A 23,561-nucleotide genomic window follows, 5' to 3' on the forward strand; every position below is an offset into this window, starting at 1 on the left:
GGCACTCGATGCACGGCCCGGCCGCTTCCTCCCTGCAGCACCGCACTGTGTTGCTCCACGAAGCCGTGGACGCGGTGCTCACCGACCCGCAAGGCGTCTACATCGACGGCACTTTCGGGCGGGGCGGGCACAGCCGGCTGCTCCTCGAACGTCTGGCGCCGGGAGGGCGCCTCATCGCATTCGACAAGGACCCGGAAGCCATCGAGGAAGCGACGCGGGTCCGTGACCCGCGTTTTTCCATCGAGCAGACCAGCTTCGCCCGCATGGGCGACGTCTGCGCCGAGCGCGGCGTCGGGGCGGTGCAAGGGGTGCTGCTCGACCTCGGCGTGTCCTCGCCGCAGATCGACAACCCTGCGCGCGGCTTCAGCTTTCGCTTCGATGCGCCGCTGGACATGCGCATGGACCCGAGCCGCGGCGAGACGGCAGCGGAATTCCTGGCCCGGGCCACCGGCCAACAGATTGCAGAGGTGCTACGCCACTATGGGGAAGAACGGTTTGCTGTGCCGATTGCAAAGGCGATTGTGGCTCGCCGGGAAAGCGGGCGTCCTGTTCGAACCACAGGCGAGCTTTCCGAAGTCGTGGCTCGTGCGGTCAAGACCCGCGAGCCGGGCCAGGATCCTGCAACGCGCACATTTCAGGCTCTTCGGATTCAGGTCAACGCCGAGCTTGAGGAACTCGAACAGGGGCTGAACCAGGCGCTGGCGCTGCTGGCCCCGGGCGGTCGGCTGGCGGTGATCAGCTTCCACTCGCTCGAAGACCGCATCGTCAAGGGCTTTATCGCCCGCCACGCCAAGGCCCAGGTGGACCGCCGCGCGCCGTTCGCCCCGGTGCCCGAGCCCCGCCTGAAGGCGCTGGCGCGCATCAAGCCCTCCACGGCCGAGGTGGCCGACAACCCGCGTGCGCGCTCGGCCATCCTGCGCGTGGCTGAACGCACGGAGGCGCCGCTCGCATGAACCGCCTCCAGGTCATCCTCTTCGTGGCCCTCGTGCTGAGCGGGCTGTACATGGTCCGCGTGTCGTACGAGGCGCGGCGGCTCTTCGTGGAGGTCGAGCGCGCGCAGGCCGAGGAGCGTCAGCTCGAGACGGAGTACGAGCAACTGCAGGTCGACAAGCGCGCCCAGGCGACGCCGCTTCGCGTCGAGAAGGTCGCGCGCGAGAAGCTGGCGATGCGCACCGCCACGCCCGCCGTGACGCACTACGTCACCCATGCCGAGGCGGCGCCGGCTGCCGTCTCGGGCGCCGCATCCGGCGAGGGAGGGCGCTGATGGGCTGGTGGTCTCGCTGGAAGGACCGCGCGCCGCTGCCGCGCCGGGGGGCGAGCTCGCGCACCGTGATGTATGCGACGAGCCCCCTGCTCGCGGCCAAGACGCCGCCGTGGCGCTCGAAGTTCCTGGTGGCTTGCCTGGGGCTGGGCTTCTGCGTGCTGCTCGCGCGGGCGGTGTACATCCAGGTGATCGGCACCGACTTCTATCAGCGCCAGGGCGAGATTCGCTATGCGCGCACGCTCACCTTGCCGGCCAACCGCGGGCGCATCATCGACCGCAACGGGCTCATCCTCGCCACCAGCGTGCCGGCGCCCTCGATCTGGGTCATCCCCAAGGACCTCGAGGCCGGTCGCGCCGAGAAGCGCGAACTCGCGCGGCTGCTGGGCATGACGGTCGCCGAACTCGAGCGCCGGTTGAGCGACAACCCCAACTTCGTGTGGCTCAAGCGTCAGGTCGACGAGAGCGTGGCCGAGCAGGTCAAGAAGCTCGGCGTCAAGGGCGTGCACCAGGTGCGCGAGTACAAGCGCAAGTACCCGGAGGGCGAGGCCGCCGCGCACGTGGTGGGCTTCACCAACGTGGAAGACCGTGGACAGGAAGGCATCGAGCTGGCCTTTCAGAACGAGCTGGCGGGCCGCGATGGCACGCGGCGCGTCATCAAGGACCGTCTGGGTCGCGTCGTGGAGGATCTGGGCGAGAGCGTCAACCCGGTGGACGGGCGCGACATCGAGCTGTCGATCGACTCCAAGGTGCAGTTCTTCGCCTACCAGCGCCTGCGCGATGCAGTCGCGCAGCACAAGGCCAAGGCCGGCTCGGTGGTGGTGCTCGATGCGCAGACGGGCGAGGTGCTGGCCCTGGCCAACTACCCCAGCTACTCGCCCGACAATCGGCAGAACCTCACCGGGGCGCAGTTGCGCAACCGCGCGCTCACCGACACCTTCGAGCCGGGCTCGACCATGAAGCCCTTCATCGCCGCACTCGCACTCGAATCGGGGCGCGTGCGGCCGGACACCGTGATCCATACGGCGCCCGGCTACCTTCAGATCACCGGTTCGACCATCCGCGACGCCCACCCGCACAACGCGCTCACCGTGGCCGAGGTCATCCAGAAGTCGAGCAACGTCGGCACGGTCAAGATGGCCATGCAGATGCAGCCGCGCGAGATGTGGGAGCTGTTCACCGAGATCGGGCTGGGCCAGCGGCCGCAGCTGCGCTTTCCGGGCGTCGTCTCCGGGCGGCTGCGCCCTTACAAGAGCTGGCGGCCCATCGAGCAGGCCACGATGAGCTACGGCTACGGTCTGTCGGTCTCGCTGTTCCAGCTCGCGCGCGCCTACACGGTGTTCGCCCGCGATGGCGAGCTCATCCCCGTCTCCATCACCAAGAATCCCGAGCCGACGGGCGGCATCCGCGTGTTCTCGCCCGAAACCGCGCAGGCCGTGCGCCGCATGCTGCAAATGGCCGCCGGCCCGGGGGGCACCGCGCCGAAGGCGCAGACGGTGGGCTACTCGGTGGGCGGCAAGACGGGCACGGCTCACAAGCAGGAGGGGCGCGGCTACGCGGGCAACAAGTACCGCTCGTGGTTCGTCGGCCTCGCGCCGGTGGAAAAACCCCGCATCGTCGTCGCCGTGATGATCGACGAGCCGAGCAACGGCAAATACTACGGGGGCGACGTGGCCGCTCCGGTGTTCTCCGAGGTGGTCCAGCAGACCCTGCGCATGATGGGCGTGCCGCCAGACATAGAGGTGCGGCCGGCGATCGTCGCCTCGCAGCCGGCGGTGGAGGAGAGCTTCTGATGCCCATTCGCGGTCTGACCACCGTCGACGAGGCCTTGGCCTGGCTGCGCGAGCGTGGCGTGCGCCGGCTCGCCACCGACAGCCGTCAGGTGACGGCGGGGGACGCCTTCATCGCCTGGCCCGGCTACGCGGTGGACGCGCGCCGCTACGTGCCCCAGGCGCTGGAGGCGGGCGCCGTCGCCTGTCTGGTGGAGGCCGAGGGCGTGCACGCCTACGGGTTCGACGACCCGCGGATCGCGGCTTTTCGCGGCCTCAAGGCGGCCACGGGGCCGCTGGCCGCGGCCTGCTGCGGCAATCCGGCGGCGCGGATGCAGGTGGTGGCGACCACCGGCACGAACGGCAAGACGTCCACTGCCTGGTGGACGGCGCAGGCGCTCGCTGCGCTCGGCACCCGCTGCGCGGTGGTGGGCACGCTCGGCATCGGCGAGCCTGCACGCGGCGTCGTCCCCACCGGCCTCACCACGCCCGATCCGGTCACGCTGCACCAGCGCCTGCGCGGGCTGCGCGACGACGGTGTGGGTGCCTGCGCGATCGAGGCCTCGTCCATCGGCTTGGTGGAACACCGGCTCGATGGCCTCAAGATCGACGTCGCGCTGTTCACCAACTTCACGCGCGACCACCTCGACTACCACGGCACGATGGAAGCCTACTGGCAGGCCAAGTCCTCGCTGTTCGACTGGCCCGGCCTGCGGGCGGCCGTGGTCAACCTCGACGATCCCAAGGGCGAGGAGCTGGCGGCCCGTCTGCGCGGGCGGCTTGCGGTGTGGACATACTCGGTCGAGCGGGCGGCCGACCTGCGCGCCGCCGAGGTCGTGCATGGCGACGAGGGCGTGCGCTTCACGCTGCACGAAGGCGGGCGGCGCTGCACGCTGCACAGCAGGGTGATCGGACAATACAACGTCTCGAACCTGCTGGCCGTGCTCGGCGGCCTGCGCGCGCTGGGCGTCACGCTGGGCGACGCGGCCCGCGCCTGTGAGCAGGTGAGCGCCGTGCCCGGGCGCCTGCAGCAGGTGGTTCGGCCGGGCATGCCCACCGTCGTGGTGGATTACGCCCACACCCCCGACGCGCTGGAGAAGGCCCTCGCGGCGCTGCGGCCGGTGGCTGCGCAGCGTGGAGGCCGGCTGTGGTGCGTGTTCGGCTGTGGCGGCAACCGTGACGCGACCAAGCGCCCGTTGATGGGCGCGATCGCCGAGCGGTTGGCCGACGTGGTCGTCGTCACCAGCGACAACCCGCGACACGAGCCGCCCGAGGCCATCCTCGAGCAGATCGTTGCCGGCATGTCCGAGCGTGCCCGCGCCCGCGTCATCGCGGACCGGCGCGCGGCCATCCGAGAGGCGGTGTTCGAGGCCGGCCCGAAGGACGTCGTCCTGGTGGCTGGCAAGGGACACGAGGACTACCAGGAGATCGCGGGCGTGAAGCTTCCGTTCTCGGACGTGGCACAGGCCGAGGCGGCGTTGAAGGAAAGGGCCGGTTCATGATGATGACCCTCGCTCAGGCGCACACGCTGCTGCCCGGCTCGGTGCTCGTCGGCGACCCGCAGGTGGCGGTCGAGCGCGTGCACAGCGACACCCGGACCCTGCAGCGCGGAGACCTCTTCGTCGCGCTGCGCGGCGAGCGCTTCGACGCGCATGACTTTCTCGCCCAGGCGCGCTCGCTGGGTGCGGCGGCGGCCATCGCCGAGCGCGGCTTGGCCGAGGCGGGACTGCCCGGCCTGCTCGTGGCCGACACGCGCGCCGCCCTGGCGGAGCTCGCGGCCGCGTGGCGCCGGCGCTTCCACCTGCCATTGATCGCCGTGACGGGCAGCAACGGCAAGACCACCGTCACGCAGATGACCGCCAGCATCTTGCGCGCGTGGCAGGACGACGGCGCCTTCTGGACGCAAGGCAACCTGAACAACGACATCGGGGTGCCGCTGACGCTGCTGCGGCTGCGGCAGGACGACGACACCTGGCACCGCGCCGGCGTGGTCGAGCTCGGCATGAACCACCCGGGCGAGATCGCCCTGCTGGCGCGCCTGGCCGCCCCCACGGTGGCGCTGGTCAACAACGCGCAGCGCGAGCACCAGGAGTTCATGGCGAGCGTCGAGGCGGTGGCGCGCGAAAACGGTGCGGTCCTGCTCGCCTTGTCGCCGGGCGGCACGGCCGTGTTCCCGGCAGACGACGACTACACCCCGCTGTGGCGTCAGATGGCAGGGCATCATCGGGTGCTCACTTTCTCGCTCGTCGCCCCGGCGGACGTGAGCGCACGCGCCGACTGGGCGGGCACGCACTGGCAGGTGCAGCTGGCGACCCCCGTCGGCTCGGCGGCGGTGCGCCTGCGCGCGGCCGGCGTGCACAACGTGAAGAACGCGTTGGCCGCCGCCACCTGCGCGATCGCGGCCGGCGCCCCGCTTCAGGCGGTCGTGCAGGGGCTGGAGGCGTTCGAGGCCGTCAAGGGCCGCTCGCAGCTGCGCAGCTTCGTGCAGGACGCTCAGGCGGTGGCCCTGATCGACGACACCTACAACGCCAACCCGGATTCGATGCGCGCGGCCATCGACGTGCTGGCCGCCATGCCGGGCCCGCGCTGGCTCGTGCTGGGCGACATGGGCGAGGTGGGCGACCAGGGGCCGGCCTTTCACGCAGAGGTCGGCGCCTATGCACACGAGCGGGGGATCGAGGCGCTGTGGGTGGCCGGCCCGCTGATGCGGCACGCGGCCGCGGCCTACGACGCCGCGGGCGGGCATGCGCGCCACTTCGAGACGGTCGAGGCTCTCCTGGCCGACCTGCCGGACGCACCGCGAGCCGCCTGCGTGCTCGTCAAGGGTTCGCGATTCATGAAGATGGAGCGGGTGGTCGAGGCGCTGCAGGCGCGCCCCCGCGGCGAGAACGACGACAACAAGACACACGGAGAGGGTCGCCCATGCTGATCGGCCTGGCCCAATGGCTGCAGTCCCTGTCGCCGGAACTGAGCTTCCTGCGCGTCTTCCAGTACCTGACGTTTCGCGCAGTGATGGCCGCGATGACGGCGCTGCTGATCGGCCTCGTGTTCGGCCCCTGGGTGATCCGGCGGCTGACCGAGCTGAAGATCGGCCAGCCCATCCGCGAGTACGGTGTGCAGGCGCACCTGGCCAAGAGCGGCACCCCGACGATGGGCGGCGCTCTCATCCTGCTCAGCATCACTGTGTCGACCTTGCTGTGGTTCGACTGGACCAACCGCTTCGTGTGGATCGTGCTGCTGGTCACTTTGGGGATGGGGGCGATCGGCTGGGTCGACGACTGGCGCAAGGTCGTGCAGAAGAACCCAGAAGGGATGCGCTCGCGCGAGAAGTATTTCTGGCAGACGGTCATCGGCCTCGTGGCGGCCTTCTACCTCGCGTTCGCCGTGTCCGAGTCCTCGAACGTGCGCGTGCTGGAGCTTTTCATCCGTTGGGTGCAGTCGGGCTTTTCCAATCCGCTGCCGCCCAACGCCGATCTGTTCGTCCCGTTCTTCAAGACCGTGAGCTATCCGCTCGGCGTCTACGGCTTCATCATCCTCACCTACCTGGTGATCGTCGGCGCGAGCAATGCCGTCAACCTCACCGACGGGCTCGACGGCCTGGCGATCATGCCGGTGGTGATGGTCGGCTCGGCGCTGGGTGTCTTTGCCTACGTGGTCGGCAACTCCGTCTATTCGAAGTACCTCTTCTTCCCCTACATCCCCGGCGTGGGCGAGTTGCTCATCTTCTGCGCCGCGATGGCGGGCGCGGGGCTCGCCTTCCTGTGGTTCAACACGCACCCGGCCCAGGTCTTCATGGGCGATGTGGGGGCCCTGGCCCTCGGCGGTGCCCTGGGCACCATCGCGGTCATCACCCGGCAGGAGATCCTGCTGGCCGTCATGGGCGGCGTCTTCGTCGTCGAAGCGCTGTCGGTGATGGCGCAGGTCGCCTACTTCAAGTACACGAAGAAGCGCTATGGCGAGGGGCGCCGCATCCTCAAGATGGCGCCGCTGCACCACCACTTCGAGAAGTCCGGATGGAAAGAGACGCAAGTCGTGGTGCGTTTTTGGATCATCACCATGCTGTTGTGCCTGGTGGGTCTGTCGTCCCTGAAGCTGCGGTGAACGCGGACGGGCAGGCCGAACGAGTGTTGAGATGAAGGAACTGGCAGGACTCACCGTACTCGTGCTGGGGCTCGGAGACTCGGGCCTGGCGATGGCGCGCTGGTGCGCCCGCTGCGGCGCGCACGTGCGGGTGTGGGATTCGCGCGAACAGCCCCCTCAGGCGCGGGCCCTGCGCGAGGCCGTGCCCCAGGCCGAGCTGCTCACCGGGCCGCTGCCGGCCAGCGCCGTCGAGGGCGTTGCGCGTGTGCTCAAGAGCCCCGGCCTTGCGCCCCATGACGAGCGCATCGCCCCGGCCTTGGAAGAAGCGCGCCGCCGCGGGGTGCCGGTGCAAGGCGAGCTCGATCTTTTCGCTCAGGCGCTGGCGGCGCTGGAGCAGGAGCGCCGCTACGCGCCCGCCGTGCTCGCCGTGACGGGCACCAACGGCAAGACGACGACCGCGTCGCTGACCGCGCTGCTCGTGGAGCGGGCCGGCAAGCGCGTGGCGCTGGCCGGCAACATCGGGCCGACCATGCTCGACACCCTGGCCCGAGCGCTGGACGAGGAGCCGCTGGACGAGACGGTCGCGGCGGATGCGGTGCCGGCCGGCGATGAGGCCGCTGCCCACACGCAGCAGACGCCCGTCGAGCCGATCGAGCAACCCGGCGTCGAGCCGGCTGACGATCCCGATGCGCCGTCGCCCGCTGCGGCAGACGCGCAAGAGGGCGTGCCCCTCGAGCTGTCGCCCCCGGCGGCGCCGGCCCCGGTCTTCCGCGCGCTGCCCGAGGTGTGGGTGCTCGAACTCTCCAGCTTCCAGCTGGACGGGGTGCAGGGCTTCGAACCCAGCGCGGCCGTGGTGCTCAACCTGAGCCAGGACCATCTCGACTGGCACGGCTCCATGGAGGCCTATGCCGCGGCCAAGGCGCGCATCTACGGGCGCGAGTCGGTGATGGTCGTCAACCGCGAGGACCCGCTCGTCGAGGCGATGGTGCCGCCGCCCGTCCCGGGCAAGGGCCGTTTCGCGCGGCCGGTGGAGCGCCGCGTCGTGCGTTTCGGCCTGGACGCGCCGACCCGCCCGGGCGACTTCGGCCTCATCGTCGAGAACGGCATGGCCTGGCTCGTGCGGGCGATGGAGGCCGACGAGACCCTGCGCCTCGGTCGTACCCGCAAGCGCGACGATGAAGAGGAGGTGCTGCACATCCAGCGCTTGATGCCGGCCGACGCGCTGCGCATCCGCGGCCGTCACAACGCGGCCAATGCGCTGGCCGCGTTGGCGCTGGCGACCGCCATCGGCTGCCCGCTCGCGCCGATGCTGCACGGCTTGCGCGAGTACCGGGGCGAGCCGCATCGCGTCGAATCGGTCGCCATCGTGGGCGAGGTGGAGTACTTCGACGACAGCAAGGGCACCAACGTCGGGGCTACGGTGGCGGCGCTCCAAGGGCTGGGCGAAGAGCGTGCGCCCGCGCGGCTCGCCGTGATCCTGGGCGGCGACGGCAAGGGGCAGGACTTCGCGCCGCTGGCCGAGCCGATCGCCCGTCATGCGCGCTACGTCGCCACGATCGGCCGCGATGCGCCGGCGATCGAGCAGGCGCTGGCGGCCACGGGCGTGCCCGTCGAACGTCACGAGACGCTCCAAGCCGCGGTGCGCGCCTGTGCCGCGCGTACGCAACCCGGGGACGCCGTGCTCTTGAGCCCCGCCTGCGCGAGCCTGGACATGTTCCGCAACTACGCCCACCGCGCCGAGGTCTTCGTGACCGAGGTGCAGGCGCTGGCGGCCGAGCGAGGGGAGATGCTGACGTGAGCGAGCCGTCCGTCGCTGCAGCGCCTGCCGGCTGGCGCGACCGTCTGGCCGGGATGTGGGGGCGCCTGCGCCGCCCGCAGCAGGACCTGCCCGTGCGCGACTGGGTCTCCACCGGGCGGCCCACGCAGATGCAGGGCTTCGACCAGGCGCTGGTCTGGGTGGGGCTGGCGCTGCTCGCGCTCGGCCTCGTGATGGTGTATTCGGCCTCGATCGCGCTGCCCGACAACCCGCGCTTCGCCCGCTACGCGTCGAGCCATTTCCTCACGCGCCACGTGGTGTCGATCGCCCTGGCGTTCGTCGCCGCGCTCATCGTCGTGCAGGTGCAGATGCAGACCTGGGAGAAGTACGCGCCCTGGATGTTCCTGGCCGCCCTGGTGCTCCTCATGCTCGTGCTCGTGCCCGGGATCGGCAAGGGTGTCAACGGTGCGCGGCGCTGGATCCCGCTGGGCCTGCTCAACTTCCAGCCCTCGGAGCTCGCCAAGCTCGCCGTCGCGCTCTACGCCGCCGACTACATGGTGCGCAAGATGGACGTGAAGGAGAAGTTCTTCCAGGCCGTGTGGCCGATGGCGCTGGCCGTGGGCCTGGTGGGCGTGCTGCTGCTGGCCGAGCCGGACATGGGCGCCTTCATGGTGATCGCGGCCATCGCCATGGGCATCCTGTTCCTCGGTGGCGTCAACGGCCGGATGTTCTTCCTCATCACGGCGGTGCTCGTCGCCGCCTTCGTGATGATGATCACCTTCAGCGAATGGCGGCGCGAGCGGATCTTCGCCTACCTGGACCCGTGGAACGAGAAGTACACGCTGGGCAAGGCCTATCAGCTGTCGCATTCGCTCATTGCGTTCGGGCGGGGCGAACTCTTCGGCCAAGGGCTGGGCTCCAGCGTCGAGAAGCTCCACTACCTGCCCGAGGCGCACACCGACTTCCTGCTGGCCGTGATCGGCGAGGAGCTGGGCTTCGCCGGCGTCGCGGTCGTGATCTTCGCGTTCTTCTGGCTCACCCGCCGCATCTTCCACATCGGCCGCCAGGCCGTCGCCCTCGACCGCGTGTTCTCGGGGCTCGTGGCCCAGGGCATCGGCATCTGGATGGGCGGCCAGGCCTTCATCAACATGGGTGTGAACCTCGGCGTGCTGCCCACGAAGGGGCTCACGCTGCCGCTCATGAGCTATGGCGGCTCCGCCATCTTGCTCAACTGCGTCGCCCTGGCCATCGTGCTGCGCGTGGACATCGAGAACAGGCAACTCATGCGCGGAGGCCGCGCATGAGCCGACATCTGGTCATCATGGCGGCGGGCACCGGCGGCCACATCATCCCGGGCCTCGCGGTCGCGCACGAGATGCTGCGCCGGGGCTGGACGGTGAGCTGGCTCGGCACGACCCAGGGGATGGAGAACCGCCTGGTGCCTTCGGCCGGCATTGCGCTCGATGCCATCGGCTTCTCGGGCCTGCGCGGCAAGGGCTGGTGGCACACGCTCACCGGGGGCGTGCGCCTGCTCGGCGCTTTCGCGGCGTGCTGGCGCATCCTCGGGCGCCGGCGCGCGGACGCGGTGCTGGGCATGGGCGGCTACGTCTGCTTCCCCGGCGGCGTGATGGCGGCCGCGCGCAACAAGCCCCTCGTGCTGGTCAATGCCGACGCGTCCCTCTTGATGAGCAACCGTGCACTGCTGCCCGTGGCCGACTGCATCGCCTTCGGCTTCGACGGCGCGGCGGCCACGGTGCACAAGCGGGCCGTCGTCACCGGCAACCCGGTGCGCGAGGAGATCGAAGCCATGCCCGCCCCCGCGCAGCGCTATGCGGGCCGCGAGGGGCCGCTGCGGGTGCTGGTGGTGGGCGGCAGCCTGGGGGCGAGGGTGCTGAACGAAACCCTGCCGCAGGCGCTGGCCCTGCTGCCCGCCGAGCGCCGGCCCCACGTCGTGCACCAGACGGGTCAGCTCAACCGCGACGCGGTCAAGGCGCTGTACGAGGCCCAAGGCCTGTCCACCGAGCAGGGCTCGATCGAGGTCGTGCCCTTCATCGAGGACATGGCCGCCCGTCTGGCGTGGTGCGACGTCATCGTGTGCCGTGCCGGGGCGGTCACCGTGAGCGAGCTGTGCGCCGCAGGCGTGGCGAGCGTGTTGGTGCCGCTCATCGTGAGCACCACCGCGCACCAGCGCGACAACGCGCAGTACATGGCCCAGCACGGTGCGGCGCTCCATCTCCCGCAAGCCGATCTCACGCCCCAGCGGCTCGCGGACACACTGGCGGGCCTGGACCGGCTCCAGCTCCTTGCGATGGCCGAGAAGGCCCGCAGTCTCGCGCGGCCGCGCGCCGCGGCCCGCGTGGCCGACGAGATCGAGAAGCTGGTCAACAGGAAAGAGGGGATCGCATGAAGCACGCGGTCAAGCACATCCACTTCGTCGAAGGGCCCCGAGTGCCGACGAAGGGATGCGGCGTGCGAAAGGTCTACGCATGAAACACGCAGTCAAGCACATCCACTTCGTCGGCGTGGGCGGCGCAGGCATGAGCGGCATCGCCGAGGTGCTGTTCAACCTCGGCTACACCATCTCGGGCTCGGACCAGCACGAAAGCGCGACCACGCGCCGGCTGGCCGCGCTCGGCATCAAGGTGATGATCGGCCACGACGCCTCGCACATCGAAGGCGCCGACGCCATCGTCGTGTCCACGGCGGTCGGCGGCCACAACCCCGAGGTGATCGCGGCGCGCGCCCGGCGCGTGCCGGTGGTGCCCCGCGCGGTGATGCTCGCCGAGCTGATGCGGCTCAAGCAGGGCATCGCCATCGCCGGCACGCACGGCAAGACGACGACCACCAGCCTCGTGGCGAGCGCGCTGGCCGAGGCCGGCGTCGACCCCACCTTCGTGATCGGTGGGCGCCTGAACAGCGCCGGCGCCCATTCGCGCCTGGGCAGCGGTGACTACATCGTGGTCGAGGCGGACGAGTCCGATGCCTCCTTCCTCAACCTGATGCCCATCCTGTCGGTCGTCACCAACATCGACGCCGACCACATGGACACCTACGGGCACGACTATGCGCGGCTCAAGGCGGCCTTCGTGGACTTCCTGCACCGCATGCCGTTCTACGGCGCGGCGATCCTGTGCGCCGACGATCCCGGCGTGCGCTCCATCATTCCGATGGTCTCGCGCCCGGTGGTCACCTACGGTTTCGGTGAGGACGTCCAGGTCCGGGCCGTGAACGTCCGCGCGCAGGACGGCCAGATGCACTTCGTCTGCGAGCGGCGCAACGGCGTGGCGATGCCGGATCTGGAGGTCACGCTGAACCTGCCGGGCGAGCACAACGTGCTGAACGCGCTGGCGGTGATCGCGGTGACCACCGAGCTGGAGTTGCCCGATGCGCCGGTGCTCAAGGCGCTGGCCGAGTTCAAAGGCGTGGGGCGGCGCTTCCAGCGCTATGGCGACCTGCCGGCGGCCGGCGGCGGGCGTTTCACGCTCATCGACGATTACGGCCATCACCCCGTCGAGATGGCCGCCACCCTCGCCGCCGCGCGCGGGGCCTTCCCCGGGCGTCGCCTGGTGCTGGCGTTCCAGCCGCACCGCTACACCCGCACGCGCGACTGTTTCGAGGACTTCGTCAAGGTGCTGGGGACGGCTGATGCCGTGCTGCTCGCGGAGGTGTATGCCGCGGGCGAGGCGCCCATCGTCGCCGCCGATGGCCGCTCGCTCGCCCGCGCCCTGCGCGTCGCGGGCAAGGTGGACCCGGTGTTCGTGGACGACATCGCCGAGATGCCGCAGACCATCGTCGACCACGCGCGCGACGGCGACGTCGTCATCACCATGGGAGCCGGCTCGATCGGCGGGGTGCCGGCCCAACTGGTGGAACTGCTCAGGGGAGAGACCGCATGAAGATCGATCCTGCGGCGATCGACCGCATCGACCCACGCACCCTCGGCAAGGTCGCGGTGCTGATGGGCGGAGATTCGTCCGAGCGCGAGGTGTCCATCATGTCCGGCACCGGTGTGCTCAATGCCCTGCGCTCGCGCGGCGTCGAGGCGTACGCCTTCGACCCCGCCGAGCGTGACCTCGCGGACCTCAAGCGCGACGGCTACTCGCGCTGCTTCATCGCACTGCACGGGCGCTTCGGCGAGGACGGCACGGTGCAAGGCGCGCTCGAACTGCTGCGCCTGCCGTACACCGGCTCCGGGGTCATGGCGTCGGCCATCGCGATGGACAAGGTGATGACCAAGCGCATCTGGCGCTTCGAGGGCCTGCCCACTCCCGACTGGCGACTGGTCTCCAGCGCCGAGGAAACGCGCAAGGCCTTCGCGGCGCTCGGCGCGCCGATGATCGTGAAGCCCGCGCGCGAGGGTTCGACCATCGGGCTGACCAAGGTGACCGACGTCGAGCAGTGCGAGGCCGCCTACCAGCTCGCGGCGAAGTACGACCCGGACGTGTTGTGCGAGGAGTTCGTGGCCGGGGACGAGACCACCTGCCCCGTGCTCGGAGAAGGCGACGAGGCGCAGGCGCTGCCCCTGATCCGCATCGTCGCCCCCGAGGGCAACTACGACTATCAGAACAAGTACTTCACCGACGTGACGCAGTACCACTGCCCGAGCGGTTTGCCGGCCGAGGAGGAGGCCGAGATCCAGCGCATCGTCGTGCAGGCGTTCCGAACGCTGGGCTGCCGCGGCTGGGCGCGCGCCGACGTGATGATCCGCGCGAGCGATCGCAAGCCGTTCCTGCTCGAGATGAACACCTCGCCCGGGATGACCGGCCATTCGCTGGTGCCCATGTCGGCCCGTGCGGCCGGCATCAGCTACGAACAGCTGTGCCTGTGGCTGGTGTCGCAGGCCCGGCTCCATGCGTGAAGGGTGACCGAGACGCCATGCAGGACACCACCCCCCTGGACATCCGGCTGATGAACGCGACCGCTGCGCTGCTGTTCGCAGCAGCGGCGCTCGCGTTCGCCTGGCTGGCGCTGTCCTGGGTCGCGCGCTGGCCGGTGTTCGCCATCCGGGCCGTGAAGATCGACGGCGACGTCTCGCGCAACAGCGTCTCCACGATCCGCGCCAATGCGATCCCGAAGCTCTCGGGCAACTTCTTCACCGTCGACTTGCAGCGTGCGCAGCAAGCCTTCCAGTCGGTGCCCTGGGTGCGGCGTGCGGTGGTGCAGCGGGTGTGGCCCGACCGGCTCGCCGTGCGGCTGGAGGAGCACCGGGCAGTGGCGCACTGGGGCGACGACCGGCTCGTGAACGACCACGGCGAGGTGTTCGAGGCGAACCTGGGCGACGTGGAGGAAGAGGGCTTGCCGGCCCTGGAGGGCCCGGCGGGCAGCGCGTCGCAGGTGCTGCACATGTACCGCACGCTGGCGCCGGTGATCGAGCGTCTCGACACCCGCATCGAGGCGATGCGGCTGTCGGAGCGCGGCTCGTGGCGGCTCGAGCTGGACGACGGCGCGACGATCGAACTGGGCCGGGGCGAGGCCGCCGAGGTGTTGGCGCGCCTGGAGCGCTTCGTGGCGACCTGGCCGCAGGTGCGGGCGCAGTACCCGGGGCCGCTGCAATACGCCGACCTGCGGCATCACAACGGTTACGCGGTGCGCATCCGCGGCGTCACGACGCTCGTCGCTCCAGCGCAGCAGAAAAGGAACTGAGGGCAAGATTCATGGCGAAGGAATACAAGGATCTCGTCGTCGGCCTGGACATCGGCACGGCCAAGGTCATGGCGGTGGTGGCCGAGGTGCTGCCCACCGGCGAACTGCGGCTCGCCGGCCTGGGCGTGGCGCCGTCGCACGGGCTCAAGCGGGGCGTGGTCGTCAACATCGACGCCACGGTGCAGTCGATCCAGCAGGCCTTGAAGGAGGCCGAGATGATGGCCGACTGCAAGATCACGCGCGTCTACACGGGCATCACCGGCAGCCACATCCGCGGGCAGAACTCCACCGGCATGGTGATCGTGCGCGACAAGGAGGTCACGCCGATCGACGTGGCCCGCGTGGTGGAGACGGCCAAGGCGATCAACATCCCCAACGACCAGAAGCTGCTGCTGGTGGAGCCGCAGGAGTTCGTGATCGACGGCCACGAGGTCAAGGAGCCGATCGGCATGAGCGGCGGGCGGCTCGAGGTCAAGGTCCACATCGTGACGGGCGCGCAAAGCGCCGCCGAGAACATCGTCAAATGCGTGCGCCGCTGCGGCCTGGAGGTCGAGCAGCTGGTGCTCAACCCGAGCGCTTCGGCCGCCGCGGTGCTCACCGAGGACGAGAAGGACCTGGGCGTCGCGCTCGTGGACATCGGCGCCGGCACGACCGACGTGTCGATCTTCACCGACGGCTCGATCCGCCACACCGCGGTCATCCCGATCGCGGGCGACCTCATCACCAGCGACATCGCGATGGCGCTGCGCACGCCGACCAAGGATGCAGAAGAGATCAAGGTCGACTTCGGCGTGGCCAAGCAGCTGCTGGCCGACCCGCAGGAGCAGGTCGAGGTGCCCGGCCTCGGGGACCGGCCGCCGCGCATGCTCTCGCGGCAGGCGCTGGCCGGCGTGATCGAGCCGCGCGTGGAGGAGATCTTCTCGCTCGTGCACCAGGTCATCCGCGAAAGCGGTTACGAGGAGCTGCTCTCCTCGGGCATCGTGCTGGCCGGCGGCTCGGCGGTGATGCCCGGCATGGTGGAGCTGGGCGAAGACATTTTCCTGAAACCCGTTCGCAAGGGCGTGCCCACCTATTCCGGGCCGCTCTACGACATGGTGGCCAACCCGCGTTCGGCCACCGTGATGGGGCTGCTGGAGGAAGCGCGCCTGGCGCGCGTGCGCGGGCACCGGGCGGCCCAACAGGCGGGCTCGGTGAAGACGCTCTTTGGACGAGTGAAGGATTGGTTCATCGGCAACTTCTGACGGCCAAGCACCGTCGGAAGCGGATTTTTGTTGTAGGCAACTGCTAGTGACGAAGGAGGTCCATCATGCCTATCGAGATGATCGAGGAATTCAACCTGGGCACCCAGATCAAGGTGATCGGGGTGGGTGGTGGCGGCGGCAACGCCGTGGACCACATGATCGCCCAGGGCGTGCAGGGGGTCGAGTTCATCTGCGCCAACACCGACGCGCAGGCGCTGAACCGCTCGATGGCTCACAAGCTCATCCAACTCGGCACCACCGGGCTGGGCGCGGGAGCGAAGCCCGAGGCGGGACGCGCGGCAGCCGAGGAGGCGGTGGACCGCATCCGTGAAGCCATCGACGGCGCGCACATGCTGTTCATCACGGCCGGCATGGGCGGCGGCACCGGCACGGGCGCCGCCCCGGTCATCGCGCGTGTCGCCAAGGACATGGGCATCCTGACGGTCGGTGTGGTGACCAAGCCGTTCGAGTTCGAAGGCGGCCGCCGCATGAAGCAGGCCGATGCCGGCGTGGCCGAGCTCGAGGCCAACGTCGATTCGCTGATCGTCGTGCTCAACGAGAAGCTGCTCGAAGTGCTGGGCGACGACGTCACGCAGGACCAGGCTTTCGCGCAGGCCAACGACGTGCTGCGCAACGCCGTGGGCGGCATCAGCGACATCATCCACGTGCCGGGCCTCGTCAACGTCGACTTCGAGGACGTCAAGACGGTGATGAGCGAGCCGGGCAAGGCGATGATGGGCACGGCGGTGGCCTCCGGCCCGGACCGTGCCCTCAAGGCCGCCGAAGCGGCGGTGGCCTGCCCGCTGCTGGAAGGCATCGACCTCTCCGGCGCGCGCGGCGTGCTCGTGCTCATCGCGGCGGCCCGCAGCACCTTCAAGCTGGCCGAGAGCCGCAATGCGATGAACACCATCCGCCGCTACGCCGCCGACGACGCGCACGTGATCTACGGCACGGCCTACGACGACACCCTGGGCGACCAGATGCGCGTCACCGTCATCGCAACCGGTCTGACGGGCCAGGCCAAGCGCCAGCCGATCAGCGTGGTGCACTCGCAACCCGCGATGCGCACCGGCACCGACAACATGCCCATCCTGACGCAGACGGTCGGCGCCCCCTCGGCCCACGATTACAGCGGGCTGAACACGCCGAGCGTCTGGCGCTCCGGCCGCACGCAGGCGGCCGCCCGGGTGGACGCTCTGGCGAGCAACGGCATGGACGAGATCGAGATTCCGGCCTTCCTGCGCAAGCAAGCCGACTGAGCGGCGCTCCCCCGGGCGGGTTCGCACCGTCGGGGGTGACGTCGGGTGTGCTCGCTCCTCGGGTTGCGCGACCTCGGTTGCGCCCCTCGAGGGCAGGGTCTCGCCCCGCCTCATAGAATCGCGTGCATGCTGCAACAACGCACCCTCAAGTCGCTGACCCGGGCGGTCGGTGTCGGCCTGCACAGCGGGCAGCGCGTGGAACTCACGCTGCGGCCCGCGGCGCCGGACACCGGCATCGTCTTCCGGCGCGTCGACCTCCCGCAGCCGGTGGAGATCCCGGTGTCGGCCACGGCCGTGACCGACACGCGACTGGCCTCCACGCTCTCGGCGGGCGGCGACCCGGGTGCGCCCCGTGTGCACACCGTCGAGCACCTGATGTCCGCGTGCGCGGGCCTCGGGCTCGACAATTTGTACGTCGACATCACAGCGGACGAAGTCCCGATCCTGGACGGCTCTGCGGCCTCCTTCGTCTACCTCCTGCAGAGCGCCGGGATCGAGCTTCAGAACGCGCCGAAGCGCTTCGTGCGCATCACCCGTCCGGTGGAAGTGCGCGAAGGCGAGGGCGCGACGCTCAAGTGGGCGCGGCTCGAGCCGTACCACGGCTACAAGCTGTCCTTCGAGATCGAGTTCAATCACCCGGCGGTCGACCAGACCGGCCGCCAGGTGGTGTTCGACTTCGCCTCGGGCCGCTACAGCCGCGACATCGCCCGCGCCCGCACCTTCGGCTTCACGAAGGACGTCGAGATGATGCGCTCGCGCGGGCTGGGGCTCGGCGGCAGCATGGACAACGCGATCGTCGTGGACGACTACCGTGTGCTCAATGCGGACGGCCTGCGCTATGACGACGAATTCGTCAAGCACAAGATCCTCGACGCGATCGGCGACCTCTACCTCATCGGCAAACCGCTGCTGGCCGCCTACAGCGCCTACCGGTCGGGCCACGCGCTCAACAACAAGCTGCTGCGCGCGGTGCTGGCCGATGCCAGCTGCTACGAGATCGTGAGCTTCGAGGACGAGAAGCGGGCGCCGCAGGGCTTTGCGCTGCCGGCCGTCGCCTGGTGAGGCGCTGCGTCTGAGCAGCAAGGGGTTTCGATGTTCCCCGTCGTCCGGGTCCTGATCTTCCTGCTCCTGGCCGCAGCCATCGTCTGTTTCGGCCTGTACCTCGTCACACGGCAGCCCCGCTACTTTCGCATCGGGGCCGTCATCGTCAAGTGGACGGTGATCGCCGGCCTCGTGTTCTTCGGCGTGCTGATCGTCGAGCGCCTCGTCGAAGGCCGCGGCCCGGCGGCCGCAGATGCACCCGGCGCGCCCGCCGTGCCGGCCAGCGGTGCCTCTTCCTGAGGCGCCTCGTGGGCCGGCGGTTCGCCGTTCTTGCTCGCGAGATCAGTAGCTGCGACCGCCTTTCATCTGCCCGTGCGTGCGTCGACCCGGACGCCCTCCGGCCTTGCCCACCGCCTCGAAGGTCCTGGCGGCGTGGGCATGACAGATGGCCAGCCCCAGCGCGTCGGCGGCGTCCTTGCCAGGCAGGCTGGGCAGGCGCAACAGGCGTGCGACCATCTCCTGGATCTGCTCCTTGCGCGCCAGCCCATGGCCGACGATGGCCTTCTTCATCTGCAAAGCCGTGTACTCGTTGACCGGCAGCGCGCAGCTCACGAGGCCCGCCAGGGCAGCTCCTCGCGCCTGGCCCAGCAGGAGCGTCGATTGGGGGTTGACGTTGACGAACACGATCTCGACCGAGGCGACCTGAGGCTGGTAGCGCTCGACCACCTCGCGCACACCCTCGTAGATGATCTTGAGCCGCCCGGGCAGGTCGCCCAGTGCCGCCTCGCGCGTCTTGATGGTGCCGCTGGCCACGTAGTGCAGGTGCGGGCCGTCCACGTCCACCAGGCCGAAGCCCGTGGTCTGCAGGCCGGGGTCGATGCCGAGGACTCTCATCGCTCGAAGCGCCGCCGCACGGCCTGAACGTACGCGAGTGCCGCGAAGCACGGCGCCGCCTTACGCCCGATCGAGCCGAGCCTACCCGTCACGGTGCCGCCCTTCCGATCGCCGTACGCCACGCGCGCATCCTTCTTCAACGCCTTCTTCACCACCTGCCCCAGCGTGCCGGCCGCGCCATCCGCGCGATCCGGGCGATCACGAACGCTGTCGCTCCTGAGGGGCGTCCTCCCGCAGCAGGCTCCTTGCCCTGCGTCGGCCACACCGGCCAAGGCAAGACGAGCCGGTCGGGGCCGGACCACCAGCCGAGATGGTAACCGGCCGCCCGGTCGCACCCGCTGCGGCCTGGGTCCCGGGGACCTTTCCCGTGCCGGCATTACAAGCGCTACATCTTGAAGCGACTGCGCGCAGCAGTCCTTCGCCCGCTCACGAGAATCGACCTCGACATCGCGACGCGCGCGACCGCGCGACGCACAGCACTGAGGGGGAAGCCCGTGATGCCGTCCAACCCCGTGACACTGCAGGTCAACCTGCATCCCTTCGATGCTCCGCACGCCGTCCATACGCTCGCGCATCACATCCGCGTATTCGGCGAGCAGGTGGACGAGATCCTGTTCACGCTCGACCTGCACCAGACACCCGCCAGCCGGTATCGCGCCGACGACTACGACACCCGGCTGCGTGACTTGAGGGCGCTGCTCGGCGAACTGCGCAGCCGCAGCGCGAAGGTGCGCGTCGTCGAAGTGCGGTACGACAAGGGCAACATCCGCGAGGTGGCGCGCACCTTTGTGGGCCGGGACTGGCTGCCCAAGAAGGCCTACAACGGCAGCCCCTTCCATGCCTACCTTTTCGGGCTGCGCGAGGCCACGCATGACTTCGTGCTGCACCTCGACTCCGACATGATGTTCGGAGGAGGCTCCTCGAGCTGGGTTGCCGAGGCCGTGGAACACCTGCGACGCGACCCCCGCGTGCTGAGTTGCAGCCCTTATCCCGGACCGCCCCGCAGCGACGGGAGGCTGTTCAATGCGAGCGAATTGCGCCGGGTGAGCACCGACCCGCCGGCGCACGAGTTCTCCACACTCAGCACCCGCGTGTTCCTGCTCGACCGACGCAGGTTCGAGCGGGGAGAACTGCGCATCCCGTTGTGCCAGCCCAACCTGGCCGGACGGGCGACGGCGTTCATCAACTACACCCCGCCCTACCTGGCGTTGGAAGACTGCATGACCGCCTTGATGAAGGATCAAGGTCTCGTGCGGCTGGACTTTCTGGGCTCGCCGCCGGGGCTGTGGTCGCTGCATCCGGTCTACCGCTCGGAGCGCTTCTATCGCGAGCTGCCGCGGCTCATCCAGCGCATCGAGGCGGGGGACGTGCCCGACGCGCAGCGGGGGCACTACGACCTCAAGGAACCGTTCTTCGATTGGTCGGACGTACGAGCGCGCAGGACCGTGGTCGCGAGGATCGGACGCAGGCTGAACTGGGCCGCCGCCGGGCTGCGTCTGCGGCTGCACGCCCTCACTCGCAAGACCGATCCGGCTTCATCGCCCTGAGCACCCGCGGCCCCGCACGGGAGGGGCCGCCACGGCGGCAGCCCCGGTCTCAATGGCGGAAGTGCCGCGTGCCGGTGAAGACCATCGCGATGCCGCGCTCGTTGGCGGCGGCGATCACCTCGTCGTCGCGCACGCTGCCGCCCGGCTGGATCACGCAGGTCGCCCCGGCATCGGCCACGACGTCGAGGCCGTCGCGGAAGGGGAAGAAGGCGTCGCTCGCCACGGCCGAGCCTTGCAACGACAGGCCCGCGTTGGCCGCCTTGATCGAGGCGATGCGGGCGGAGTCGATGCGGCTCATCTGGCCCGCGCCCACCCCCAGCGTCATGCCCCCCGCGCAGAAGACGATGGCGTTGCTCTTGACGAACTTCGCCACCTTCCAGGCGAACAGCAGGTCCTGCATCTGCTCGGGCGTGGGCTGCTTGGCCGTCACCACGCGCAGCTCGTCGGCCGTGACGTTCTTCGCGTCGGCCGACTGCACGAGCACTCCGCCGCCCACGCGCTTGAGGTCGTAGGGGTTGGCATCGCGCGCGAGCGGCACTTCCAGCAATCGAACGTTCTGCTTGGCCTGGAAGACGGCCAGGGCGTCCGGCGTGTAAGCCGGCGCGATGATGACCTCGACGAACTGCTTGGCCACGAGCTCCGCCGCCGCGGCGTCGAGCGGCTGATTGAACGCGATGATCCCGCCGAAGGCCGAGGTCGAGTCGGTCTTGAAGGCCTTCGCGTAGGCCTCGGCGGCGCTCGCACCCACCGCAACGCCGCAGGGATTGGCGTGCTTGATGATCACGCAGGCCGGCGCGTCGAAGGTCTTCACGCATTCCCAGGCGGCGTCCGCATCGGCGATGTTGTTGTACGACAGCTCCTTGCCCTGCAGCTGACGGTAGTGGGCGAGGCTGCCGGGCACCGGTTCGGCATCGCGGTAGAAGGCGGCGCTTTGGTGCGGGTTCTCGCCGTAGCGCATGTCCTGCGCCTTGTGCAGTTGCAGGGTCAGCACCGAGGGGTACTCGCGGCGCTGGGGCACCTGGGCGGTGGCGAGCTCGGCGCCCTCCTCGAGCGAACTCAGGTAGTTCGCGATCATCCCGTCGTAGGCGGCGGTGTGCGCGAAGACCTTCCGGGCCAGCATGAACTTGGTGCTTCGCTCGATCCCGCCCGCCTTGAGTTCGGCCAGCACGCGCTCGTAGTCGGCGGGGTCGATCACGACGGCGACGTCCTGCCAGTTCTTCGCCGCGGCACGCAGCATCGCGGGGCCGCCGATGTCGATGTTCTCGATGGCGTCCTCCAGCGTGCAGTCGGGCCGTGCGGTGGCCTGCTTGAACGGATAGAGGTTGACGATCAGAAGGTCGATCGTGCCGATGCCGTGCGCGTTGAGCGCGGCCATGTGCTCCGGGAGGTCGCGGCGGGCGAGCAGGCCGCCGTGGATGCGTGGATGCAGCGTCTTGACGCGGCCATCGAGCATTTCGGGAAAGCCCGTCACCTCCGACACCTCCGTCACCGGCAGGCCGCGGTCGGCCAGCAGGCGGGCGGTGCCCCCGGTGGACAGGAGCTTGACGCCCAGCGCATGAAGCGCTTGAGCGAATTCGACGATGCCGGTCTTGTCGGAGACGGAGAGGAGGGCTTGCATGGCGAACTTTCAGGAAATGCCGGACAAAGGATTCACTTCAGCAGCTTGTGGTCAAGCAGCTTGCGGCGCAGCGTGTTGCGGTTGATGCCGAGCCATTCCGCCGCGCGCGACTGATTGCCCTCGGCGTGCTGCATCACCACCTCGAGGAGCGGTTTCTCGACGATGCGCAGCAGCATCTCATACATCGAATGCGGCTCTTCGCCGCGCAGGTCCTTGAAGTAGCTCTCCAGGCTGCTGCGGATGCATTCTTCGATCTGCTTCTTGCTCATTCAGTACCCTCCGGTTGCTTGGCAACCACCTCTTCGCGCGAGCTGAACGCCGCCTTCGGGGCGGCGGCGTTCATGCTGCTTCTCTGTCCAGTGCTTCCGGGGCTCCGCCCGCAGGCGCGGCGGGCAGCCGCTCGTGGTGCTCGGCCAGTCGATCGAAATACCGGACGACGGCGGCCAGCTGCGCCTGGCAGTCGTCCAAGCCGTTCATCTCGGCGCGGAAGGCCTCGCCGCCGGGCAGCCCGCGCACATACCAGCCGATGTGCTTGCGTGCGGTGCGCACGCCGCTCCATTCGCCGTAGAGGTCGTAGTGGTCGTGCAGGTGCTCGACCAGCCAGTCGCGCACCTCCTGCGTGCGCGGCGGCTCCAGCAGCGTTCCCGTGGCCAGAAAGTGGCCGATCTCACGGAAGATCCAGGGTCGCCCCTGGGCTGCACGGCCGATCATCAGCGCATCGGCGCCGGTGTGGCGCAACACGAACGCGGCCTTCTGAGGCGAAGTGATGTCGCCGTTGGCCACCACGGGCACCCGCACCGCGGCCTTGACCGCGGCAATCGTGTCGTACTCGGCATCGCCCCTGTAGCCTTGCTCGCGCGTGCGGCCGTGCACGGTGATCATCGCCACACCGGCCTGCTCGGCCCCACGGGCGATCGACACGGCGTTCTTGTGCTGCTGGCACCAGCCGGTGCGCATCTTCAGCGTCACCGGCACCCCGCGCGGCGCACACACCGTGACGACTGCCTCGACGATGCGCACGGCCAGGGCTTCGTCTTGCATCAAGGCCGAGCCCGCCCACTTGTTGCACACTTTCTTGGCGGGGCAGCCCATGTTGATGTCGATGATCTGTGCGCCGCGGTCGATGTTGTAGGCCGCGGCCTCGGCCATCATGATGGGTTCGGTGCCGGCAATCTGCACCGCGATGGGGGCGACTTCGCCGTCGTGGTTGGCGCGCCGGGATGTCTTCAGGCTGGTCCACAGCTCCTTGCGGGACGTCACCATCTCGCTCACCGCGTACCCGGCCCCGAGGCGCTTGCACAGCTTGCGGAACGGGCGGTCCGTGACACCTGCCATCGGTGCGACGAAGAGCGGGTTCGGCAATTCGAAGGAACCGAGGCGCATGGCGGGGCGGGGAGAGCGGACTGCTGAAAAAGGAGGCAGAGTATAGCCGTTGGACCTTGCAGGGCGTGA

Annotated in this window: 21 protein-coding genes; 17 read left to right on the forward strand and 4 right to left on the reverse strand. The window is 69.5% G+C overall.

The window, feature by feature from the left end; translation table 11 throughout:
- Window positions 1-8 precede the first annotated feature (8 nt).
- From rsmH to OMP39_RS03320, 16 genes are all read left to right on the forward strand, one after another.
- Entirely contained in the window at window positions 9-953 is a 945-nt protein-coding gene (gene rsmH, locus OMP39_RS03245; RefSeq protein WP_264893373.1) for a 16S rRNA (cytosine(1402)-N(4))-methyltransferase RsmH, read from the forward strand.
- A complete protein-coding gene (ftsL, locus tag OMP39_RS03250) occupies window positions 950-1,264 on the forward strand; it encodes a cell division protein FtsL (protein WP_264893374.1) in 315 nt (104 codons plus the stop codon). The genes rsmH and ftsL overlap by 4 nt, the downstream gene beginning before the upstream one ends.
- On the forward strand, window positions 1,264-3,054 hold the full coding sequence (locus OMP39_RS03255) for a peptidoglycan D,D-transpeptidase FtsI family protein (protein ID WP_264893375.1): 1,791 nt from the start codon (window positions 1,264-1,266) through the stop codon (window positions 3,052-3,054). The genes ftsL and OMP39_RS03255 overlap by 1 nt, the downstream gene beginning before the upstream one ends.
- Window positions 3,054-4,532, forward strand: coding sequence for a UDP-N-acetylmuramoyl-L-alanyl-D-glutamate--2,6-diaminopimelate ligase (locus OMP39_RS03260; protein ID WP_264893376.1), 1,479 nt, complete (start codon window positions 3,054-3,056; stop codon window positions 4,530-4,532). The genes OMP39_RS03255 and OMP39_RS03260 overlap by 1 nt, the downstream gene beginning before the upstream one ends.
- Complete coding sequence (locus OMP39_RS03265; RefSeq protein WP_264894418.1) at window positions 4,532-5,959, forward strand: UDP-N-acetylmuramoyl-tripeptide--D-alanyl-D-alanine ligase; 1,428 nt, start codon at window positions 4,532-4,534, stop codon at window positions 5,957-5,959. Before OMP39_RS03260 ends, OMP39_RS03265 begins: the two co-directional genes overlap by 1 nt.
- Entirely contained in the window at window positions 5,953-7,131 is a 1,179-nt protein-coding gene (mraY, locus tag OMP39_RS03270; RefSeq protein WP_264893377.1) for a phospho-N-acetylmuramoyl-pentapeptide-transferase, read from the forward strand. The genes OMP39_RS03265 and mraY overlap by 7 nt, the downstream gene beginning before the upstream one ends.
- 31 nt (window positions 7,132-7,162) lie before the next feature.
- Complete coding sequence (gene murD / locus OMP39_RS03275; protein WP_264893378.1) at window positions 7,163-8,908, forward strand: UDP-N-acetylmuramoyl-L-alanine--D-glutamate ligase; 1,746 nt, start codon at window positions 7,163-7,165, stop codon at window positions 8,906-8,908.
- 53 nt (window positions 8,909-8,961) lie between these two features.
- Window positions 8,962-10,170: a putative lipid II flippase FtsW gene (ftsW, locus tag OMP39_RS03280; RefSeq protein WP_264894420.1), complete on the forward strand. Its 1,209-nt coding sequence runs from the start codon at window positions 8,962-8,964 to the stop codon at window positions 10,168-10,170.
- Window positions 10,167-11,273, forward strand: a complete 1,107-nt coding sequence (gene murG, locus OMP39_RS03285) for an undecaprenyldiphospho-muramoylpentapeptide beta-N-acetylglucosaminyltransferase (RefSeq protein ID WP_264893379.1) — start codon at window positions 10,167-10,169, stop codon at window positions 11,271-11,273. Before ftsW ends, murG begins: the two co-directional genes overlap by 4 nt.
- Window positions 11,274-11,352: 79 nt before the next feature.
- Complete coding sequence (gene murC / locus OMP39_RS03290) at window positions 11,353-12,762, forward strand: UDP-N-acetylmuramate--L-alanine ligase (protein ID WP_264893380.1); 1,410 nt, start codon at window positions 11,353-11,355, stop codon at window positions 12,760-12,762.
- Window positions 12,759-13,724: a D-alanine--D-alanine ligase gene (locus OMP39_RS03295; protein ID WP_264893381.1), complete on the forward strand. Its 966-nt coding sequence runs from the start codon at window positions 12,759-12,761 to the stop codon at window positions 13,722-13,724. Before murC ends, OMP39_RS03295 begins: the two co-directional genes overlap by 4 nt.
- 17 nt (window positions 13,725-13,741) lie before the next feature.
- Window positions 13,742-14,509: a cell division protein FtsQ/DivIB gene (locus OMP39_RS03300; protein WP_264893382.1), complete on the forward strand. Its 768-nt coding sequence runs from the start codon at window positions 13,742-13,744 to the stop codon at window positions 14,507-14,509.
- 11 nt (window positions 14,510-14,520) lie between these two features.
- Entirely contained in the window at window positions 14,521-15,750 is a 1,230-nt protein-coding gene (gene ftsA / locus OMP39_RS03305) for a cell division protein FtsA (RefSeq protein WP_264893383.1), read from the forward strand.
- Window positions 15,751-15,815: 65 nt separating this feature from the next.
- Window positions 15,816-17,009, forward strand: a complete 1,194-nt coding sequence (ftsZ, locus tag OMP39_RS03310) for a cell division protein FtsZ (protein WP_264893384.1) — start codon at window positions 15,816-15,818, stop codon at window positions 17,007-17,009.
- 126 nt (window positions 17,010-17,135) lie between these two features.
- Window positions 17,136-18,071: a UDP-3-O-acyl-N-acetylglucosamine deacetylase gene (gene lpxC / locus OMP39_RS03315; protein ID WP_264893385.1), complete on the forward strand. Its 936-nt coding sequence runs from the start codon at window positions 17,136-17,138 to the stop codon at window positions 18,069-18,071.
- A gap of 30 nt (window positions 18,072-18,101) precedes the next feature.
- Window positions 18,102-18,350 (forward strand): hypothetical protein, encoded by a 249-nt coding sequence (locus OMP39_RS03320; RefSeq protein WP_264894642.1) that lies wholly within the window; start codon window positions 18,102-18,104, stop codon window positions 18,348-18,350.
- Window positions 18,351-18,392: 42 nt separating this feature from the next.
- On the opposite strand, the gene ruvC is transcribed toward OMP39_RS03320, so the two are convergent.
- Window positions 18,393-18,944, reverse strand: coding sequence for a crossover junction endodeoxyribonuclease RuvC (ruvC, locus tag OMP39_RS03325; protein WP_264893386.1), 552 nt, complete (start codon window positions 18,942-18,944; stop codon window positions 18,393-18,395).
- 497 nt (window positions 18,945-19,441) lie between these two features.
- On the opposite strand from ruvC, the gene OMP39_RS03330 reads away from it, so the two are divergent.
- Window positions 19,442-20,491 (forward strand): capsular biosynthesis protein, encoded by a 1,050-nt coding sequence (locus OMP39_RS03330; RefSeq protein WP_264893387.1) that lies wholly within the window; start codon window positions 19,442-19,444, stop codon window positions 20,489-20,491.
- Window positions 20,492-20,540: 49 nt separating this feature from the next.
- On the opposite strand, the gene purH is transcribed toward OMP39_RS03330, so the two are convergent.
- The 3 genes from purH to dusB form a co-directional block, all read right to left on the reverse strand.
- Window positions 20,541-22,109 (reverse strand): bifunctional phosphoribosylaminoimidazolecarboxamide formyltransferase/IMP cyclohydrolase, encoded by a 1,569-nt coding sequence (gene purH, locus OMP39_RS03335; RefSeq protein WP_264893388.1) that lies wholly within the window; start codon window positions 22,107-22,109, stop codon window positions 20,541-20,543.
- 32 nt (window positions 22,110-22,141) lie between these two features.
- The gene (locus tag OMP39_RS03340) at window positions 22,142-22,378 is read right to left on the reverse strand and encodes a Fis family transcriptional regulator (protein WP_264893389.1); all 237 of its coding nucleotides are present in this window, start codon (window positions 22,376-22,378) and stop codon (window positions 22,142-22,144) included.
- 70 nt (window positions 22,379-22,448) lie between these two features.
- Window positions 22,449-23,492, reverse strand: a complete 1,044-nt coding sequence (gene dusB, locus OMP39_RS03345; protein WP_264893390.1) for a tRNA dihydrouridine synthase DusB — start codon at window positions 23,490-23,492, stop codon at window positions 22,449-22,451.
- Window positions 23,493-23,561 lie beyond the last annotated feature (69 nt).

The organism is Schlegelella aquatica (assembly GCF_026013905.1).
GTDB classification, from domain to species: domain Bacteria; phylum Pseudomonadota; class Gammaproteobacteria; order Burkholderiales; family Burkholderiaceae_C; genus Caldimonas; species Caldimonas aquatica.

Coding starts and splice junctions, on each gene's coding strand:
- rsmH (WP_264893373.1), top strand. CDS start 9: ATGCACGGCCCGGCCGCTTCCTCCCTGCAGCACCGCACTGTGTTGCTC.
- murD (WP_264893378.1), top strand. CDS start 7,163: ATGAAGGAACTGGCAGGACTCACCGTACTCGTGCTGGGGCTCGGAGAC.
- purH (WP_264893388.1), bottom strand. CDS start 22,109: ATGCAAGCCCTCCTCTCCGTCTCCGACAAGACCGGCATCGTCGAATTC.
- OMP39_RS03255 (WP_264893375.1), top strand. CDS start 1,264: ATGGGCTGGTGGTCTCGCTGGAAGGACCGCGCGCCGCTGCCGCGCCGG.
- OMP39_RS03340 (WP_264893389.1), bottom strand. CDS start 22,378: ATGAGCAAGAAGCAGATCGAAGAATGCATCCGCAGCAGCCTGGAGAGC.
- OMP39_RS03300 (WP_264893382.1), top strand. CDS start 13,742: ATGCAGGACACCACCCCCCTGGACATCCGGCTGATGAACGCGACCGCT.
- OMP39_RS03330 (WP_264893387.1), top strand. CDS start 19,442: ATGCCGTCCAACCCCGTGACACTGCAGGTCAACCTGCATCCCTTCGAT.
- murC (WP_264893380.1), top strand. CDS start 11,353: ATGAAACACGCAGTCAAGCACATCCACTTCGTCGGCGTGGGCGGCGCA.
- dusB (WP_264893390.1), bottom strand. CDS start 23,492: ATGCGCCTCGGTTCCTTCGAATTGCCGAACCCGCTCTTCGTCGCACCG.
- ftsL (WP_264893374.1), top strand. CDS start 950: ATGAACCGCCTCCAGGTCATCCTCTTCGTGGCCCTCGTGCTGAGCGGG.
- OMP39_RS03320 (WP_264894642.1), top strand. CDS start 18,102: ATGTTCCCCGTCGTCCGGGTCCTGATCTTCCTGCTCCTGGCCGCAGCC.
- ftsA (WP_264893383.1), top strand. CDS start 14,521: ATGGCGAAGGAATACAAGGATCTCGTCGTCGGCCTGGACATCGGCACG.
- ftsZ (WP_264893384.1), top strand. CDS start 15,816: ATGCCTATCGAGATGATCGAGGAATTCAACCTGGGCACCCAGATCAAG.
- ruvC (WP_264893386.1), bottom strand. CDS start 18,944: ATGAGAGTCCTCGGCATCGACCCCGGCCTGCAGACCACGGGCTTCGGC.
- lpxC (WP_264893385.1), top strand. CDS start 17,136: ATGCTGCAACAACGCACCCTCAAGTCGCTGACCCGGGCGGTCGGTGTC.
- OMP39_RS03265 (WP_264894418.1), top strand. CDS start 4,532: ATGATGACCCTCGCTCAGGCGCACACGCTGCTGCCCGGCTCGGTGCTC.
- murG (WP_264893379.1), top strand. CDS start 10,167: ATGAGCCGACATCTGGTCATCATGGCGGCGGGCACCGGCGGCCACATC.
- OMP39_RS03295 (WP_264893381.1), top strand. CDS start 12,759: ATGAAGATCGATCCTGCGGCGATCGACCGCATCGACCCACGCACCCTC.
- mraY (WP_264893377.1), top strand. CDS start 5,953: ATGCTGATCGGCCTGGCCCAATGGCTGCAGTCCCTGTCGCCGGAACTG.
- OMP39_RS03260 (WP_264893376.1), top strand. CDS start 3,054: ATGCCCATTCGCGGTCTGACCACCGTCGACGAGGCCTTGGCCTGGCTG.
- ftsW (WP_264894420.1), top strand. CDS start 8,962: ATGTGGGGGCGCCTGCGCCGCCCGCAGCAGGACCTGCCCGTGCGCGAC.